This window comes from Streptomyces sp. cmx-18-6, from assembly GCF_046548915.1.
Taxonomy (GTDB): domain Bacteria; phylum Actinomycetota; class Actinomycetes; order Streptomycetales; family Streptomycetaceae; genus Streptomyces.
Window position 1 is genome coordinate 14,066 of record NZ_JAEBEP010000009.1, and the last position, 14,897, is coordinate 28,962.

11 protein-coding genes are annotated in these 14,897 nt (G+C 71.3%); 7 read left to right on the forward strand and 4 right to left on the reverse strand.

Annotated elements, in window-relative coordinates:
• Nucleotides 1–10: 10 nt before the first annotated feature.
• Entirely contained in the window at nt 11–274 is a 264-nt protein-coding gene (locus ACLJPL_RS21425) for a WhiB family transcriptional regulator (RefSeq protein ID WP_014046372.1), read from the reverse strand.
• 685 nt (nt 275–959) lie between these two features.
• On the opposite strand from ACLJPL_RS21425, the gene ACLJPL_RS21430 reads away from it, so the two are divergent.
• The 3 genes from ACLJPL_RS21430 (at nt 960) to ACLJPL_RS21440 (ending at nt 4,004) form a co-directional block, all read left to right on the forward strand.
• On the forward strand, nt 960–1,499 hold the full coding sequence (locus ACLJPL_RS21430; protein ID WP_411082492.1) for a cysteine dioxygenase: 540 nt from the start codon (nt 960–962) through the stop codon (nt 1,497–1,499).
• A gap of 13 nt (nt 1,500–1,512) precedes the next feature.
• Nucleotides 1,513–2,469 (forward strand): 2-phospho-L-lactate transferase, encoded by a 957-nt coding sequence (gene cofD, locus ACLJPL_RS21435; protein ID WP_411082493.1) that lies wholly within the window; start codon nt 1,513–1,515, stop codon nt 2,467–2,469.
• A 197-nt stretch (nt 2,470–2,666) separates the two neighbouring features.
• Complete coding sequence (locus tag ACLJPL_RS21440) at nt 2,667–4,004, forward strand: coenzyme F420-0:L-glutamate ligase (RefSeq protein WP_411082494.1); 1,338 nt, start codon at nt 2,667–2,669, stop codon at nt 4,002–4,004.
• Nucleotides 4,005–4,340: 336 nt separating this feature from the next.
• On the opposite strand, the gene ACLJPL_RS21445 is transcribed toward ACLJPL_RS21440, so the two are convergent.
• The 3 genes from ACLJPL_RS21445 to ACLJPL_RS21455 form a co-directional block, all read right to left on the reverse strand.
• Nucleotides 4,341–5,387 (reverse strand): DNA-3-methyladenine glycosylase family protein, encoded by a 1,047-nt coding sequence (locus ACLJPL_RS21445; protein WP_411082748.1) that lies wholly within the window; start codon nt 5,385–5,387, stop codon nt 4,341–4,343.
• A 197-nt stretch (nt 5,388–5,584) separates the two neighbouring features.
• A complete protein-coding gene (locus ACLJPL_RS21450) occupies nt 5,585–6,676 on the reverse strand; it encodes a sugar phosphate nucleotidyltransferase (protein ID WP_411082495.1) in 1,092 nt (363 codons plus the stop codon).
• A gap of 79 nt (nt 6,677–6,755) precedes the next feature.
• On the reverse strand, nt 6,756–8,330 hold the full coding sequence (locus tag ACLJPL_RS21455) for a peptidoglycan recognition protein (RefSeq protein ID WP_411082496.1): 1,575 nt from the start codon (nt 8,328–8,330) through the stop codon (nt 6,756–6,758).
• A gap of 137 nt (nt 8,331–8,467) precedes the next feature.
• On the opposite strand from ACLJPL_RS21455, the gene ACLJPL_RS21460 reads away from it, so the two are divergent.
• From ACLJPL_RS21460 to ACLJPL_RS21475, 4 genes are all read left to right on the forward strand, one after another.
• Complete coding sequence (locus ACLJPL_RS21460) at nt 8,468–9,220, forward strand: TIGR03089 family protein (RefSeq protein ID WP_411082497.1); 753 nt, start codon at nt 8,468–8,470, stop codon at nt 9,218–9,220.
• Between the two features lie 176 nt (nt 9,221–9,396).
• Complete coding sequence (locus tag ACLJPL_RS21465) at nt 9,397–10,893, forward strand: LCP family protein (protein WP_411082498.1); 1,497 nt, start codon at nt 9,397–9,399, stop codon at nt 10,891–10,893.
• A gap of 224 nt (nt 10,894–11,117) precedes the next feature.
• Nucleotides 11,118–12,893, forward strand: coding sequence for an LCP family protein (locus tag ACLJPL_RS21470; protein WP_411082499.1), 1,776 nt, complete (start codon nt 11,118–11,120; stop codon nt 12,891–12,893).
• A gap of 37 nt (nt 12,894–12,930) precedes the next feature.
• Nucleotides 12,931–14,754 carry an LCP family protein gene (locus tag ACLJPL_RS21475; protein ID WP_411082500.1) on the forward strand — a complete coding sequence of 608 codons (1,824 nt, stop codon included), beginning with the start codon at nt 12,931–12,933 and terminating at the stop codon, nt 14,752–14,754.
• Nucleotides 14,755–14,897 lie beyond the last annotated feature (143 nt).

A 14,897-nucleotide genomic window follows, 5' to 3' on the forward strand; every position in this document is an offset into this window, starting at 1 on the left:
TCTTCTGAGGCTAGATCGCTGCCTTCTTGAGGCGCCGTCGTTCTCTCTCGGAGAGGCCGCCCCAGATGCCGAAGCGTTCGTCGTTGGCGAGGGCGTACTCGAGGCACTCCGAGCGCACCTCGCAGGCAAGACAGACCTTCTTCGCCTCGCGGGTGGATCCGCCCTTCTCGGGAAAGAAGGACTCGGGATCGGTCTGGGCGCACAGTGCGCGCTCCTGCCAGCCGAGTTCCTCGTCCGCGTCCTCGACCAGCAGTTGCTGGAACAGCTCGGTCATGTGCGCCCCTCGTCTGTCTCTTGCGTCCCGTGATGCGGCCGTTACTGATTCGGCCGAACGACACGAGTGAAATTACAAGTGTGTATCTCCGGGCCAGTCAAGCGAGGATCTGCTATTGGCCCAGGGATTCACTCTGCGGAACCAAGCGTATGCGGTAAGTGTTCAAATCACCAAAAACCTGACATATGCCACCGGCCCGGCTCTCAGCGCACCTTCTCTTGATCAAGACGAACAGGCGCTTCCTCACGTTGCGATTCGATCACTGGAGCGATCAAGATCACAGTCAGGTCACGGCCCTTCAGGCGCGTTTAGCGACACGGGTGATGCGCCATGTCTCCGCACTTGCCGGTGCACAAACCTTTCTCCGCACTCGACAACCGAAAGGGGTGAGATATTGCCGCCAAATCGGGCATTGGGTTGACACTGAGCGATGGAACCGGTCTCCTTGAGCTCATGTCAGCGATCGCAGCCGTGCACGTCACCCACACTCGTGGGTTCCGTAGCGCTGTTCAGGCTCGCTGTTGCTGTTCCAGCTGTCACAGCTGTTGATGCCGTAGCGCTCCAGCTCTGATTCAGCTTTCTTCTCTTCTCCTCCCCTGCTCCACCGCAGCCCTTCCACAGCTGCACACGCTCATCGCGACTCCCCCGCACGTGCACCCCCCATGCCGAGGAACCACCGCACCCCATGAACAGCGACAGCGACCTTCAGATCGCCGGCGACATCCTTGAGGTCCAGCACCTCCTCCAGCCCGCCCGCGAGCACCCGTCCACCCTCTCCGAGTTCGTCGGACTCGCCCGTTCCATCGCCGCCGACCGCGCGCGCTGGGCCGGACTCGTCCGGTACGACGCCACCACCCGCTGGTACCACCGGCTCCAGACAGTTCCCCAGGCTCCCGGCTCCGCTCGAGCAGGGGAGGCCCCACTCGCTTATGAGGTGTGGCTGCTGAGCTGGGTGCCCGGACAGGGCAGCGGGCGCCACGACCACGGCCGCTCCGCGGGCGTACTGACCGTCCTGGAAGGCGAGTTGACCGAGCACACCGAGCGCGGCACCCACACGCTCGGCGCCGGTGGCCAGCGCGCCTTCGCCCCCGGCTATGTCCACGAAGTGGTCAACGACTCGCTCGAACCGGCCGTCAGTCTGCACATCTACTACCCGGGTCTGACCGAGATGCCGATGCACGCCGCGCAATGCGCCCCGGCGGCCGTGGATGTCGTACCCGCCTGACAAACTGCTGTGCATGCGCATTGTTGTTCTGGCCGGCGGTATCGGTGGTGCTCGTTTTCTGCGTGGCCTCAAGCAGGCCGCGCCCGACGCGGACATCACGGTCATCGGCAACACGGGTGACGACATCCATCTGTTCGGGCTGAAGGTCTGCCCCGACCTCGACACCGTGATGTACACCCTCGGCGGTGGCATCAACGAGGAGCAGGGCTGGGGGCGGACCGACGAGACCTTCCAGGTCAAGGACGAGCTCGCGGCGTACGGAGTGGGGCCCGGGTGGTTCGGTCTCGGCGACCGCGACTTCGCGACCCACATCGTCCGTACGCAGATGCTCGGCGCGGGCTATCCGCTCAGCGCGGTCACCGAGGCGCTCTGTGCCCGCTGGCAGCCGGGTGTGCGGCTGCTGCCGATGTCCGACGACCGGGTCGAGACGCACGTCGCCGTCGAGATGGACGGCGAGAGCAAGGCCATCCACTTCCAGGAGTACTGGGTGAAGCTGCGCGCCTCCGTCGAGGCGCAGGCGATCGTGCCGGTCGGGGCGGAGCAGGCGAAACCGGGGCCGGGCGTCCTGGAGGCCATCGGCTCCGCCGACGTCATCGTCTTCCCCCCGTCGAACCCGGTGGTCTCCATCGGCACCATCCTCGCGGTGCCCGGGATCCGGGAGGCGATCGCCGAGGCCGGGGTGCCGGTCGTCGGCCTCTCCCCCATCGTCGGGGACGCGCCCGTGCGCGGCATGGCGGACAAGGTCCTCGCGGCCGTGGGCGTCGAGTCGACGGCGGCGGCCGTGGCCCAGCACTACGGGTCGGGGCTGCTGGACGGGTGGCTGGTCGACACGGTGGACGCGGGTGCGGTCGGCGAGGTCGAGGCGGCCGGGATCCGGTGCCGGGCGGTGCCGCTGATGATGACGAATGTGGACGCGACCGCCGAGATGGCCCAGCAGGCGCTGGATCTGGCCGAGGAGGTCCGGGCGTGAGCGTGTCCGGTGACGGGGGTGGCTCGGGGGCTGAGGGGGGCGGCTCGGGGGCCGGCAGCGGTGACTCCGGCCTCGACGGGGGTGGCTCGGGGGTGGACGCGGGTGGCCCTGGAATCGACGGGGGTGGCTCGGGGGTGCATGCGGGCGGCCCTGGAATCGACGGGGGTGGCTCCGAGGTGCATGGGGGTGGCTCGGGGGTGGACGCGGGTGGCTTCGGGGCCGGTCGTGGTGGCGGTGAAGCGCCCTCGTTTCGGGTGTGGGCCCTGGGCGGGATTCCCGAGGTGCGCGCCGGGGACGATCTCGCCAAGCTGATCGCCGGGGCCGAGCCCGGGCTCGTCGACGGTGACGTCCTGCTCGTCACCTCGAAGATCGTCTCCAAGGCGGAGGGCCGGATCGTCCAGGCCGCCGACCGCGAGGCCGCCATCGACGCCGAGACCGTCCGGGTCGTGGCGCGGCGCGGAACGCTGCGGATCGTGGAGAACCGGCAGGGGTTGATCATGGCCGCCGCCGGGGTCGACGCCTCCAACACGCCCGCCGGGACCGTCCTCCTGCTGCCCGAGGACCCCGACGCCTCGGCCCGCGCGATCCGGGACGGGCTGCGGGACGCCCTCGGCGTGGAGATCGGCGTCGTCGTCACCGACACCTTCGGGCGGCCCTGGCGCAACGGGCTGACCGATGTCGCGATCGGTGCGGCCGGGGTGCGGGCACTGGACGATCTGCGGGGCGGGACGGACGCGTACGGCAATCCGCTCAGCGCCACGGTCGTGGCCACGGCGGACGAGCTCGCCGCCGCCGGGGACCTGGTCAAGGGGAAGGCCGCGGGGCTGCCGGTCGCTGTGGTGCGGGGGTTGCCGCATGTGGTGTCGCCCCTGGACGATTCCGGGGCGCGGGCGATGGTGCGCGACGCGGCCGACGACATGTTCCGGCTCGGGACGTCGGAGGCGGTGCGCGAAGCGGTGACCCTGCGGCGTACGGTGCGCGAGTTCAGCGACGAGCCGGTGGATCCCGGGGCGGTGCGGCGGGCGGTCGCGGCCGCCGTGACCGCTCCCGCGCCTCATCACACGACGCCGTGGCGGTTCGTGCTGCTGGAGTCGGCGGAGTCCCGGACCCGGCTGCTCGACGCGATGCGGGACGCCTGGATCGCGGACCTGCGGCGCGACGGCAAGAGCGAGGAGTCGATCGCCAAGCGGGTGCGGCGCGGCGATGTCCTGCGCAACGCGCCGTATCTGGCGGTGCCGTGTCTGGTGATGGACGGCTCCCATACGTACGGGGACGAGCGGCGCGACACGGCGGAGCGCGAGATGTTCGTGGTCGCCGCCGGGGCGGGCGTACAGAACTTCCTGGTGGCGCTGGCGGGTGAGCGGTTGGGGTCGGCGTGGGTGTCCTCGACGATGTTCTGCCGGTCGGTGGTGCGGGAGGTGCTTTCGCTGCCGGCGTCCTGGGATCCGTTGGGGGCGGTGGCCGTGGGGCATGCGGTGGGGGTGCCTCGGGAGCGGGGGGGTCGGGATGCGGAGGCGTTCATCGCTGTGCGGTGACCTTGGGGGGGCGGGGGGGGTGGCCGCTGCGCGGGGCTTTGTCCCCGCCCCGCCCCGCCCCTTCCCGAAACCGGGGCTGTGCCCCGGGCCCCCTTTGTCCTCAAGCGCCGGACGGGCTGGTTTCGGGGCTCCGCCCCGGACCCCGCTCCTCAAACGCCGGAGGGGCTGAAACTCCACGGCGGACGGGCTGGCACCTCGACCCCGGAGAGGCTGAAGACCGCACGGCGGACGAGCTGAAGCCTCGACCCCAGGGGGCTGAAACCCCACGGCAGACGGGCTGGCACCTCGACCCCGGAGGGGCTGGAACCCCCACGGCGAACCCCGGCAGTAACAGACCTACAGCGCCGCGATGTTGCCCGGTGTCATCCTCGGGGCTCGGCGTTCCGGGGTTCGGCCCGACAGCAGGATCAGGCGGGTCGCTCGGTGGCGTTGGCCTTCGTACGGGGTGAGGAGCGTGAGCATCTCCTCGTCGTCCGCGTGGCGGTTGTCCGCCAGGGCGTGGCCCACGATGCCCGGCAGGTGGTAGTCGCCCACCGTGACCGCGTCCGGAGCGCCGTTGGAGCGCTGGAGCGTCTCGGCGGAGGTCCAGGGGCCGATGCCGGGGATCAGTTCCAGGCGGGCCGTGGCCTCGGGGAGGGGCATGGCCGCCGCTTCCTCCAGCCTGCGCGCCACCCGTACCGCCCGCAGGATCGTCGACGAGCGCTTGGTGTCGACCCCCGCCTTGTGCCACTCCCAGGACGGGATCATCGCCCAGGTGCGGGCGTCCGGCATGACGTGGAGGGCCGGCGCGGCCGATGGGCCGGGGGCCGGGGTTCCGTAGCGGCGGACCAGGAGGCGCCAGGCGCGGTACGCCTCGTCCGTCGTGACCTTCTGCTCCAGGATCGACGGGATCAGCGACTCCATCACCAGGCCCGTGCGCAGCAGCCGCAGCCCGGGACGCCGGTGCCGGGTCACCGCGAGCAGGCGGTGGTGCGGGGTGAACGCGTCCGGGTCGTCGTCCGCGCCCAGCAGGGCGGGGAGCCCGGCCAGCAGCCACTCCGCCCCCGGGCCCCACGCCCGGGCCCCGATCCGGTCGCCGCGCGCCGCGACCCGCAGGGTGCCGGGCCCCTCCGGCGTGCGGGTGGCCCGCCAGAACGAGCCGTCCGCGACCATCCGGAACGTGGGGTCCGCCGGCCCCCGGCGCAGGGGTCCGAGCACCAGGCGCAGGTCCAGCGGGCCCGGCGGGGTCCACTCCCGGGTCAGCGGCCGCTCCTCGCCGGGCACGGCCAAAGCCGCCTCACCCGGTAGGGCGGGAGTCGCCTCGCCCCGCACGGCCGCAGCCGTCTCATCCGGCACGGCAAAAGCCGCCTGGCCGGGCACGGCCGGAGTCGCCTCGCCCGGCACGGCCAAAGCCGCCTCACCCGGTAGGGCGGGAGTCGCCTCACCCGGTAGAGCCGGAGCCGCCTCGCCCCGCACGGCCGCAGCCGTCTGGCGTGGCAGCGTCGGGCGCGCGGTGCGGGGGGCGAATCGTCCTGCCACGGTGGGGCCTCAGGTGTTCATGGTGCGGAAAGTGCGCTTACGAGCGTACGGGGCGCCGCACCCTACTGGTCCGAGGAGAAGCGGACCGAGGCGTCCGGGAGGACCGCCCCGCACCAGATCCTGACCCCGTCGCGCAGCTCGTTGTCCGCGCCCACCTGCGCGCCGTCACCGATGACCGCGCCCGCCAGCACCGTACGGCTGCCGATGCGCGCGCCGGCCCCGATGAGCGAGTCCGTGACGACCGCGCCCGCTTCGACGACCGCGCCCTGAAGGACCGTCGAGCCGTCGAGTCTCGCGCCCGCGCCGACCACCGCGTCCGAGCCGATCACCGTGCCGCCGGTGAGCTTGGCGTCGGGTGCGACGGAAGCGGTCGGCAGGACCAGCCGGTCGCCGCAGCGGCCGGGGACCGCCGGGGACGGGGCGCGGCCCAGGACCAGGTCGGCGGAGCCGCGTATGAACGCCTGCGGGGTGCCCAGGTCCAGCCAGTAGGTGGAGTCCACCATGCCCTGGAGGTGCGCCCCGGAGGCGAGCAGGCCGGGGAAGGTTTCGCGCTCGACGGAGACCGGGCGGCCCTCGGGGATGGTGTCGATGACCGAGCGCCGGAAGATGTACGCCCCGGCGTTGATCTGGTCGGTGACGATCTCCTCGGGCGTCTGCGGCTTCTCCAGGAAGGCCGTGACCCGTCCCGTCGCGTCGGTCGGCACGAGACCGAAGGCGCGCGGGTCCGCCACCCGGGTCAGGTGGAGCGAGACGTCCGCCCCCGAGTCGTTGTGCGAGGTGACCAGGGCCCGGATGTCGAGCCCGGTCAGGATGTCCCCGTTGAAGATCAGGACCGGGTCGTCCGGCCCCGAGGCCAGCTTGGCCGCGACGTTGCGGATGGCCCCGCCGGTGCCGAGCGGCTCCCGCTCGGTGACGTACTCGATGTGCAGGCCGAGCGAGGAACCGTCGCCGAAGTACGGCTCGAAGACCTCGGCCAGGTAGGACGTGGCGAGCACGATGTGCTCCACCCCGGCCGCCCTGGCCCGCGCCAGCTGGTGGGTCAGGAAGGGGACCCCCGCCGCCGGGACCATCGGCTTCGGGGTGTGCACCGTGAGCGGGCGCAGTCGGGTGCCTTTGCCCCCGACCAGGAGAATCGCTTCTTTTGCCTCTGTCACAGCACCGTCTCTGCTTCCTGGTGGGGCCTGGCCTCGTATCGGCTGGCCAGTCTAAGCAGACCGGTCGGACATGGCCCGGTCAGCGGCCCTGCAGTTTGGCGGAGCTGGTCCGGGCCGTGCCGAGCTTCTTGTATAGACGTGCTCCGGGGCATTCGGTTGCGAACCCGTCCCGATGACCCGAGATCACGTTCATTTTGACCGTCACGCCCTTCTTGTACTTGTTGCTGCCGCCGGACACCAGGCTCACCTTGCCCTTGGGGTTGCCCCCGAACAGCCCGAGCTTCCAGGCCGTGAGCTTGGAGACGGCGGTCACCGCAGCGGCGGGCGGGTTGGTGGAGGCGTAGGAGCCGAGCACCGCGATGCCCATGGTGTTGCTGTTGAACCCCAGGGTGTGCGCTCCGAGGACCGCTTTCGTGACGCCTCCGGCCCGGCCCTCGTAGATGTTTCCGCACTTGTCGACGGCGAAGTTGTACCCGAAGTCGCGCCAGCCGCTGCTCTTGACGTGGTAGCGGTAGATGCTGCGCAGCACCGAAGGCGCTTGCTTGCAGGTGTAGTTGTTGCCGGTGGCGCTGTGGTGCACGAACGCCGCCTTGACGGACTTCGTGTACGCGAAGTTCCTCTCCCGGAGCCTCTCGTCGGCCCCCCAGCCCTTGCGCGTGACGATCCTCGGACGCGGACCGATGTACGGCTTCGCGCCGGGCGCCAGGTTCACCGACTCGATCGTCTCCGCCTGGGTGAGGGCGGGGATGACGGTCGCACCGAGGGGCGCGAGTTCCGCGTTCACCGCGGAGGCGGCGGCGGATTCGGCGGTGAACACCTCCGGCACGGACGACGCGAAGGCCGGGGCGGACGCGGCGGTCGGCGGGGTGTCCGCGAAGCTCGCGGGGACGGCCGTCCTGGTGACGGGCGCACCCCGGGCGGGCTCCGGCGCGGGGTCCTCGCCGGGGTCGACGAGCTCCAGGCGCATCCCTTCCGGGAGCGGTACGGGGGTGGCTGCCCGGTCCTGCGAGTCCGGGGCCTCCGGGGCTCGGGGGGCCTCCGGACGTACGCGTACCTCCACGCCGTCCGAGTCGCCGACCCACAGCGGGGCCGTCGAGCCCCGCACCGTACGCCCCTCGCGTTCGGCGCTGCCGAGGTCGGCGGCGTGGTCGGCGTTGTGCGTCTCGACGTCCTGCCACTCGGACCAGCGCGTGGTGCCGGTGGCCCGGGTACGGACCTGGACCGTGCCGTGGAGTTCGGCCTCGGCGTCGTCCCAGACCACGCCGACCAGGGAGAACGGGCGGGCGTCGCGCTGGGGCAGGCCCTGGACCGCGGCCGCTCCCGCGACCCGGTTGGAGGGGGCGGCGAGGGGCGCCAGGGGCAGCGACTGCGTCGAGCCGGCGGGTTCGGCGGCGGACTCGGCGGGTTCGGCCGCCGACTCGGCGGCGTACGTCTCGGGGGTGATGATGTGGGCGGTGCCGGGCGTCGGCGCTTCCGGCTTCGTCGCCTCGGCCCGTACCGAGGGCGGTCCGGCACCGGGGGACGCGGGGAAGGCGGGGGGAGGCGGGGCCGACGCGGAGTGGGGGGCGGGGGCGGACGACGCGGGGGCGGCGAGCGGCAGAGTGAGAGCCGCCGCGCAGGTGGCGCCGATGGAGGTGACAAGTAGTGCACGCATACACATGATCCTGGGCACAGCGGCCCAACTCCGGCTACCCGGGCATACGGGTAGATCTGACGTCGTGTCTGCCGAACCGGTGTACGTGACACCCGTTCAGCCCGCGCCGCCCGGGGCCCCCGCGTACGCTTGCGCGGATGAACTCCAGCGACCGTACCGCCGCCGACCTGCTGCGTTCCGCCCTCGCCGCGGACCCGGCCCGCCCCCTGGTCACCTTCTACGACGACGCCACCGGAGAACGCGTCGAACTGTCGGTGGCCACCTTCGCCAATTGGGTGGCCAAGACCGCCAACCTCCTCCAGGGCGACCTCGCGGCGGAGCCCGGCGACCGGCTCGCCCTGCTGCTCCCCGCGCACTGGCAGTCCGCGGTCTGGCTGCTCGCCTGCTCCTCGGTCGGCGTCGTCGCCGACGTCCAGGGCGACCCCGCCGCCGCCGACCTCGTGGTGAGCGGGCCGGACACCCTGGAGCGGGCCCGCGCCTGCCGGGGCGAGCGGGTCGCGCTGGCCCTGCGTCCGCTGGGGGGCCGGTTCCCGCAGCCGCCCGAGGGCTTCGCGGACTACGCGGTGGAGGTCCCGAGCCAGGGCGACCGCTTCGCGCCCTTCGCCCCGGTGGACCCGGGGGCTCCCGCGCTGGCCGTGGGCGGGGTCGAGCTGACCGGCGCCGAGCTCGTCGGGAAGGCCCGTGCGGACGCCGACGCCCTCGGGCTCGTACCGGGATCGCGGCTGCTGGCCGGGCACACGTACGACACCTGGGAGGGGCTGAGCGCCGGCCTCTTCGCGCCACTGGCCGCCGGAGGGTCCGTTGTCCTGTGCCGGCACCTCGGGCAGCTCGGCGCGGACGGCCTGGCCAAGCGGATCGAGAGCGAGCGGGTCACCAACACCGCGGTATGACAAGCGCGCTGAGGTGCACTCGTCCGGCCCACAGCGGGCCGAGCCCCCGGTAACGATCGCCTGAGCGGGTAGATGATCGGCGGTACAGACCACTCTTGTGGCAGTGCACAACCAAGCGTGAGGTTCAGCCGTCTACTCCTGCGACCGGCGGCCCATCGCGCCGCCGAACGTGAAGGATGGACGCAGACGTGACCGACAGCGCTGGCACGCCGGCCGACCCGGACCGCCCGGCCGGGGACACGCCGCAGGGCGGGTCGCAGGAGGAGCCGAAGGCCAAGGACTCACCGGAAGGGCCCGAGGCCGAACCCGACGCGTCCCGGAGCAAGACCTCGGACGCCGCATCGCCCGACGCAGACAGCGACGGGGACGGAGGCGGAGGCAAGGACGGAGGCGAGACCGGAACCGGCCCCGGAACCGGCCCCGGCACCGCCTCCGGCGAGGACGTGAGCCGCGAAGGCGACGGCGACGACAACGGCAACGGCAACGGCAACGGCAACAACGATGGCAAGCGGAACGGCGTGCAGACCTGGGCCGACCAGCCCAAGGCCGCCATCGCCGCCGCCGCCCGGCACAGGAGGCGCTGGCTGCGCTGGACCGCCCTCACCGCCTCGTTCCTCGTCCTGGTCGCCGCGGGCGTGGGCTGGTGGATGTACCAGAAGCTCGACGGCAACATCACCACCGACACCGGCACGGCCGCCGAGCTGAAGGCGTACGAGAAGGAGCGGCCGACCCCGGTCGTCATGGACGCCCAGAACATCCTGCTCATCGGGTCCGACAGCCGGGCCGGGGACAATCGCGAGTACGGCCGCGACGACGGCGGCAGTCAGCGCTCGGACACCACGATCCTGCTGCACCTGGCGGCGGACCGGAAGAGCGCGACGGCGGTGTCCCTGCCCCGCGACCTGATGGTGGAGATCCCCGGCTGCCGCACCTCGGACGGGGAGAAGAGCCGGGAGCGGTTCGCGCAGTTCAACTCCGCGTTCGAACTCGGCGGCACCGCCTGCACGATCCGTACGGTGGAGCGGCTGACCGGCATCCGGGTCGACCATCACATGGTCGTCGACTTCAACGGCTTCAAGGACATGGTCGACGCCGTGGACGGGGTCGCGATCTGCCTCAAGCAGCCGATCAGCGACAAGGACGCGCGCCTGGACCTCCCCGCCGGACGGCAGACGCTGAACGGCGAGAAGGCCCTCGGTTACGTACGGGCGCGCAAGACCCTCGGCGACGGCAGCGACACCGAGCGGATGGAGCGCCAGCAGAAGTTCCTCGGCGCTCTGGTGAACAAGATGCAGAGCAACGGCGTCCTGCTCAACCCGACCCGGCTGTACCCGGTCCTGGACGCGGCGACCAAGTCGCTGACGACGGACCCGGGTCTCGACTCGCTGCGGGACCTGTACGACCTGGTGCGCAGCATGCGTGATGTCCCCACCGATCAGGTGCAGTTCCTGACCGTGCCCCGGCAGCCGTACCGCCAGGACCCGAACCGGGACGAGCTCGTCGAACCGGACGCGGGCAAGCTGTTCAAGCAACTGCGCGAGGACAAGCCCGTCGCCGTGGTCCCGGCGGACGAGCTCAAGGACGGCAAGCCGGACGAAGCCGGCTCCGAGAGTCCGACGCCGACGCCCACCTACTCGGGCTCCAGTGCCGCGGACGACCTGTGTGAGCAGTAAAACAATGACCAAGACACAGAAGACAATCGACGCTTAATGGTAAGAATGCCCGGTTGTAAGGGGCGTGGTGTGCGTCACGCGCGTCGCTCCACTCCGAACCGGGCGGATAGTGTGACGCGATCCGGTATTCCCGGCCGTCAGGTCGCGCACTGCTGGAGCGAACGAACGAGCGCCTTGCCGGGGGAGGGCGCCTCGCGTGGCACCGACGGAGGACTCAAACAACCGTGGACGCGCAAAGCCGTGGGCGGGCGGACGACATCGACCCCGCAGACCAGTGGGTGCTCAACCCGCAGACCGGCAACTACGAACTGCGACTGGACCAATCCGCTGGGGAGTCGACCGCCTCGGGGCGCACGGCGGCCTCGGGGGACTCCGGTCGCGACGGCGAGGCGCGGATCGGTCCGCCCCGCGAGGGCGGAGGGCGCCGGGGGCAGGCCGGTACGCGTGAAGACGCCCCGCGCCGCGAGGTGCCCGGCCAGCGCAGCCGCCGGTCCTCCCAGGGCGGCGGACGCGGCGCCGCCGCCGCGCCGGCCGCGGGCCGCCGCAAGCGCAAGGCCCCGAAGGCACGCCGTAAGAAGGCGCTGATGTGGACGGGCGGGGTGACGGCGTTCGTGGTGGTCTCCGCCGCCGTGGGCGTGTACATCCTGTACGAGCGGCTCAACGGCAACATCGCCACCGTCGACATCGGCAACCAGGGCAACAAGAACGTCCTCAGCGACGGTCCGATGAACATCCTGATCATCGGCACCGACAAGCGCACCGGCAAGGGCAACGAGGGATACGGCGACAAGGGCAGCGCCGGCCACGCCGAGACCACCATCCTGTTCCACGTCTCCGAGGACCGCACCAACGCGACGGCGATGAGCATCCCGCGCGACTTGAAGACCGCGATCCCCGACTGCGAGTCGAAGCAGCCGGACGGCAGCACCCTGGCCATCCCCGGCATCCAGAAAGAGCGCTTCAACGTCAGCCTCGGCCAGGACGGGCGGGACCCGGGCTGCACCATGCAGACGGTCGAGGAGATCACCGGGATCAAGACCGACCACTTCATGATGGTCGACTTCAACGCGGTCAAGGAGCTGACGACGGCGGTCGGCGGCGTCAAGGTCTGCATGGCCAAGCCGGTCAAGGACCCGAAGTCGCACCTGGATCTGCCGGAGGGCCCGTCCGAGGTGCAGGGCGAGGAGGCGCTCGCCCTGCTGCGCACCCGGCACAGCTTCGGCAACGAGAGCGACCTCGACCGGATCAAGGTCCAGCAGCAGTTCCTCGGCTCGATGATCCGCGAGATGAAGTCGAGCGAGACGCTCACCAACCCCAAGAGGCTGCTCGACCTGGCCGACGCCGCGACCAAGTCCCTGACGGTCGACCAGGGCATCGGCAGCCCGAAGAAGCTGATGACCCTCGCCCAGGAGATCGGCAAGGTCGACCCCAAGAACATCACCTTCGTCACGATGCCGGTCAAGGACAACCCGGAGGAGCCGAAGCCCATCACCGTGGTCGTGGACGACGTGCGGGCCGAACCCCTCTTCGCGATGATGCGCTCCGACACCTCGCTGACCGAGGTGAAGAAGAACGCGAAGGCCGCCAAGAGCAAGCAGGCGGCGCTCCTCAAGGGGCCGAAGGCCGACCCCTCCGACGTCCGCGTGGACGTTTTCAACGGCGGCGAGGTCTCGGGTGCGGCGTTCGCGACCGTCACCTGGCTACAGAACCAGCAGGGCGTGCTGAAGTCCGCCAACAAGGCCAACGCCCCGGAGAAGACCAAGAAGACGAAGCTGGAGTACGCGCCCAACCAGGCCGACCAGGCGCGTGCGCTCGCCGAGATGATGGGGCTGCCCGCCGCCGCGATGAAGCCCGGGACCGCCGACGCCGAGGGGCTCGAGGCGATGGTGCTCACGCTGGGGGCGGACTTCAAGGGCGCGGGGATACCCATCACAGGACCGGCGAAGCTGCCGGACAACGTGGAGAAGGCAAGCGCCGACAAGGAAGTCTGCGCGAAGTGACATCAGGTCACCGCGTCGCAGCGGAAATCTGAACAGCATGGGGGGTCCGGTGGGACGAAGCAGCACGCCCGGGGAGGGGACACGGTCACGCTTCCGGCAGGCGGACCGGCACGACCGCGACGGGAGCCCGCTGGACGGGGGCCGGAACGGGGGCGGACGCGACGAGAGCCTGTACGGGGACGGGGGCGACGCGGACCGCGCGCGCCGCGGAAGCGGTGAAGGCGATGGCAGAGGCGGCGACAGCGACGACACCGGCAGCGGCAGCGGCGCGGACGCCAAGGCGGCTCCCGGCGGTCCGGGGCGGCGGTCGGGGGCACGGGGCCGGAGCAGCCGGGCCGGCCGGGGCGGGGCCGGCCGCAGCAGCCGCCGCGCCCCCAAGGGCGGCAGACGGCGCGTGATGCGCTGGGCCTCCTCCGTACTCGCTCTGCTCATACTCGTCGCCGGTGGGGCCGGCTACCTGTACTACGAGCATCTCAACGGCAACATCAAGAAAGAGGATCTGACCCTCGGCGACAAGCGCATGGCCGACCACAAGGCCAACGCCGCCGGGCAGACCCCGCTCAACATCCTGCTCATCGGCTCCGACGCCCGGGACTCCGAGGCGAACCAGAAGCTGGGCGGTGCGAAGGAGACCTTCGGCTCCCCTCCGCTCGCCGATGTGCAGATGCTGCTCCACCTCTCCGCGGACCGCTCCAACCTCTCCGTGGTCAGCATGCCGCGCGACACCATGCTCAAGATGCCCAAGTGCACGGCCCCGGACGGCGAGGTTTTCCCCGCCAGCACCGTGGACGTACAGACCAACCAGAGCCTGCGGCGCGGTGGTCCGGGTTGCACGGTGGCCGCCTGGTACGAGCTGACCGGCATCCGGATCGACCACTTCATGATGATCGACTTCGCCGGTGTGGTCTCGATGGCCGACGCGATCGGCGGCGTCCCCGTCTGCGTCGACGCCAACATCTACTCGCGCGGCCGCAACGGCCGGGGCGGGTCCGGGCTGAGGCTGGAGAAGGGCACCACGTACGTGCAGGGCGAGCAGGCCCTCCAGTGGCTGCGCACCCGGTACGGCTTCGAGGACGGCAGCGACCTCGCGCGGGCCAAGGCCCAGCACCAGTACATGAACTCGATGGTGCGGCAGCTGCGCGAGGGCACCAAGCTCAGCGACCCGGCGAAGCTGATGAAGCTGGCCGAGGCCGCGACCACCGCGCTGACGGTCGACAAGGGCCTCGACACGGTCAAGAAGCTCTACGACCTGGCCGAGGAGTTCAAGAAGGTCCCGACGAAGCGCATCACGATGTCGACCATGCCGAACGTGTACGGCACCGGCGTGAACCGGGGCCGGGTCTACCCCAAGGCGGGCGACGCGGAGCAGCTGTTCCGGATGGTCCGCGAGGACTCCCCCCTGGACGGCAAGGCGTCCAAGCGCAAGCCGCAGGTGACGAAGGACCCGTCCGCGCCGGTCGGGGAGATCGCCGTCGCCGTACGGAACGGGACCGCCGCCGACAACCTCGCCCCGGCCTCGGGGCGCGCGGGCGAGGTGGCGGACCGGCTGAAGGAGTCGGGCTTCGGGATGGCCGCCGTCGACCCGGACAACGTGGCCGGGGTGGCACGGACCGGGATCCTGTTCCCGAGCGCGGACCTGGAGGGCGACGCGCAGGCGGTCGCCAAGGCGCTCGGCATCCCGCTGTCGCAGGTGAAGCGGTCGACCGACGTCTCGGGGATCTCGCTCGCCGTGGGAGCCGACTGGCGCGAGGAGGGGGCCTACCCCGCGTCCAAGGGCACGGAGAAGACCCCGGAGTCGGCGGAGGCGCTCAACGGCGAGGAGAAGAAGTGCATGAAGGTCAACCCGGCGTACACCTGGTGACGGGGGGAGCACCCGCGTACGAGGGGGAGCAGCCGTGCACGTACCGGAGAGGGTCCGTGCACGTACGGGAGCAGCACCCGTGCACGTGACGGAGAGGGACCCGTGCACGTGACGGAGTAGCACCCGTGCACGTACCGGAGAGC

What these genes read in the sequence shown, in the direction of transcription:
- ACLJPL_RS21425 (WP_014046372.1), bottom strand. Translation starts at nt 274, where the DNA reads ATGACCGAGCTGTTCCAGCAACTGCTGGTCGAGGACGCGGACGAGGAA.
- ACLJPL_RS21430 (WP_411082492.1), top strand. Translation starts at nt 960, where the DNA reads ATGAACAGCGACAGCGACCTTCAGATCGCCGGCGACATCCTTGAGGTC.
- cofD (WP_411082493.1), top strand. Translation starts at nt 1,513, where the DNA reads ATGCGCATTGTTGTTCTGGCCGGCGGTATCGGTGGTGCTCGTTTTCTG.
- ACLJPL_RS21455 (WP_411082496.1), bottom strand. Translation starts at nt 8,330, where the DNA reads ATGCGTGCACTACTTGTCACCTCCATCGGCGCCACCTGCGCGGCGGCT.
- ACLJPL_RS21460 (WP_411082497.1), top strand. Translation starts at nt 8,468, where the DNA reads ATGAACTCCAGCGACCGTACCGCCGCCGACCTGCTGCGTTCCGCCCTC.
- ACLJPL_RS21465 (WP_411082498.1), top strand. Translation starts at nt 9,397, where the DNA reads ATGGACGCAGACGTGACCGACAGCGCTGGCACGCCGGCCGACCCGGAC.
- ACLJPL_RS21475 (WP_411082500.1), top strand. Translation starts at nt 12,931, where the DNA reads ATGGGGGGTCCGGTGGGACGAAGCAGCACGCCCGGGGAGGGGACACGG.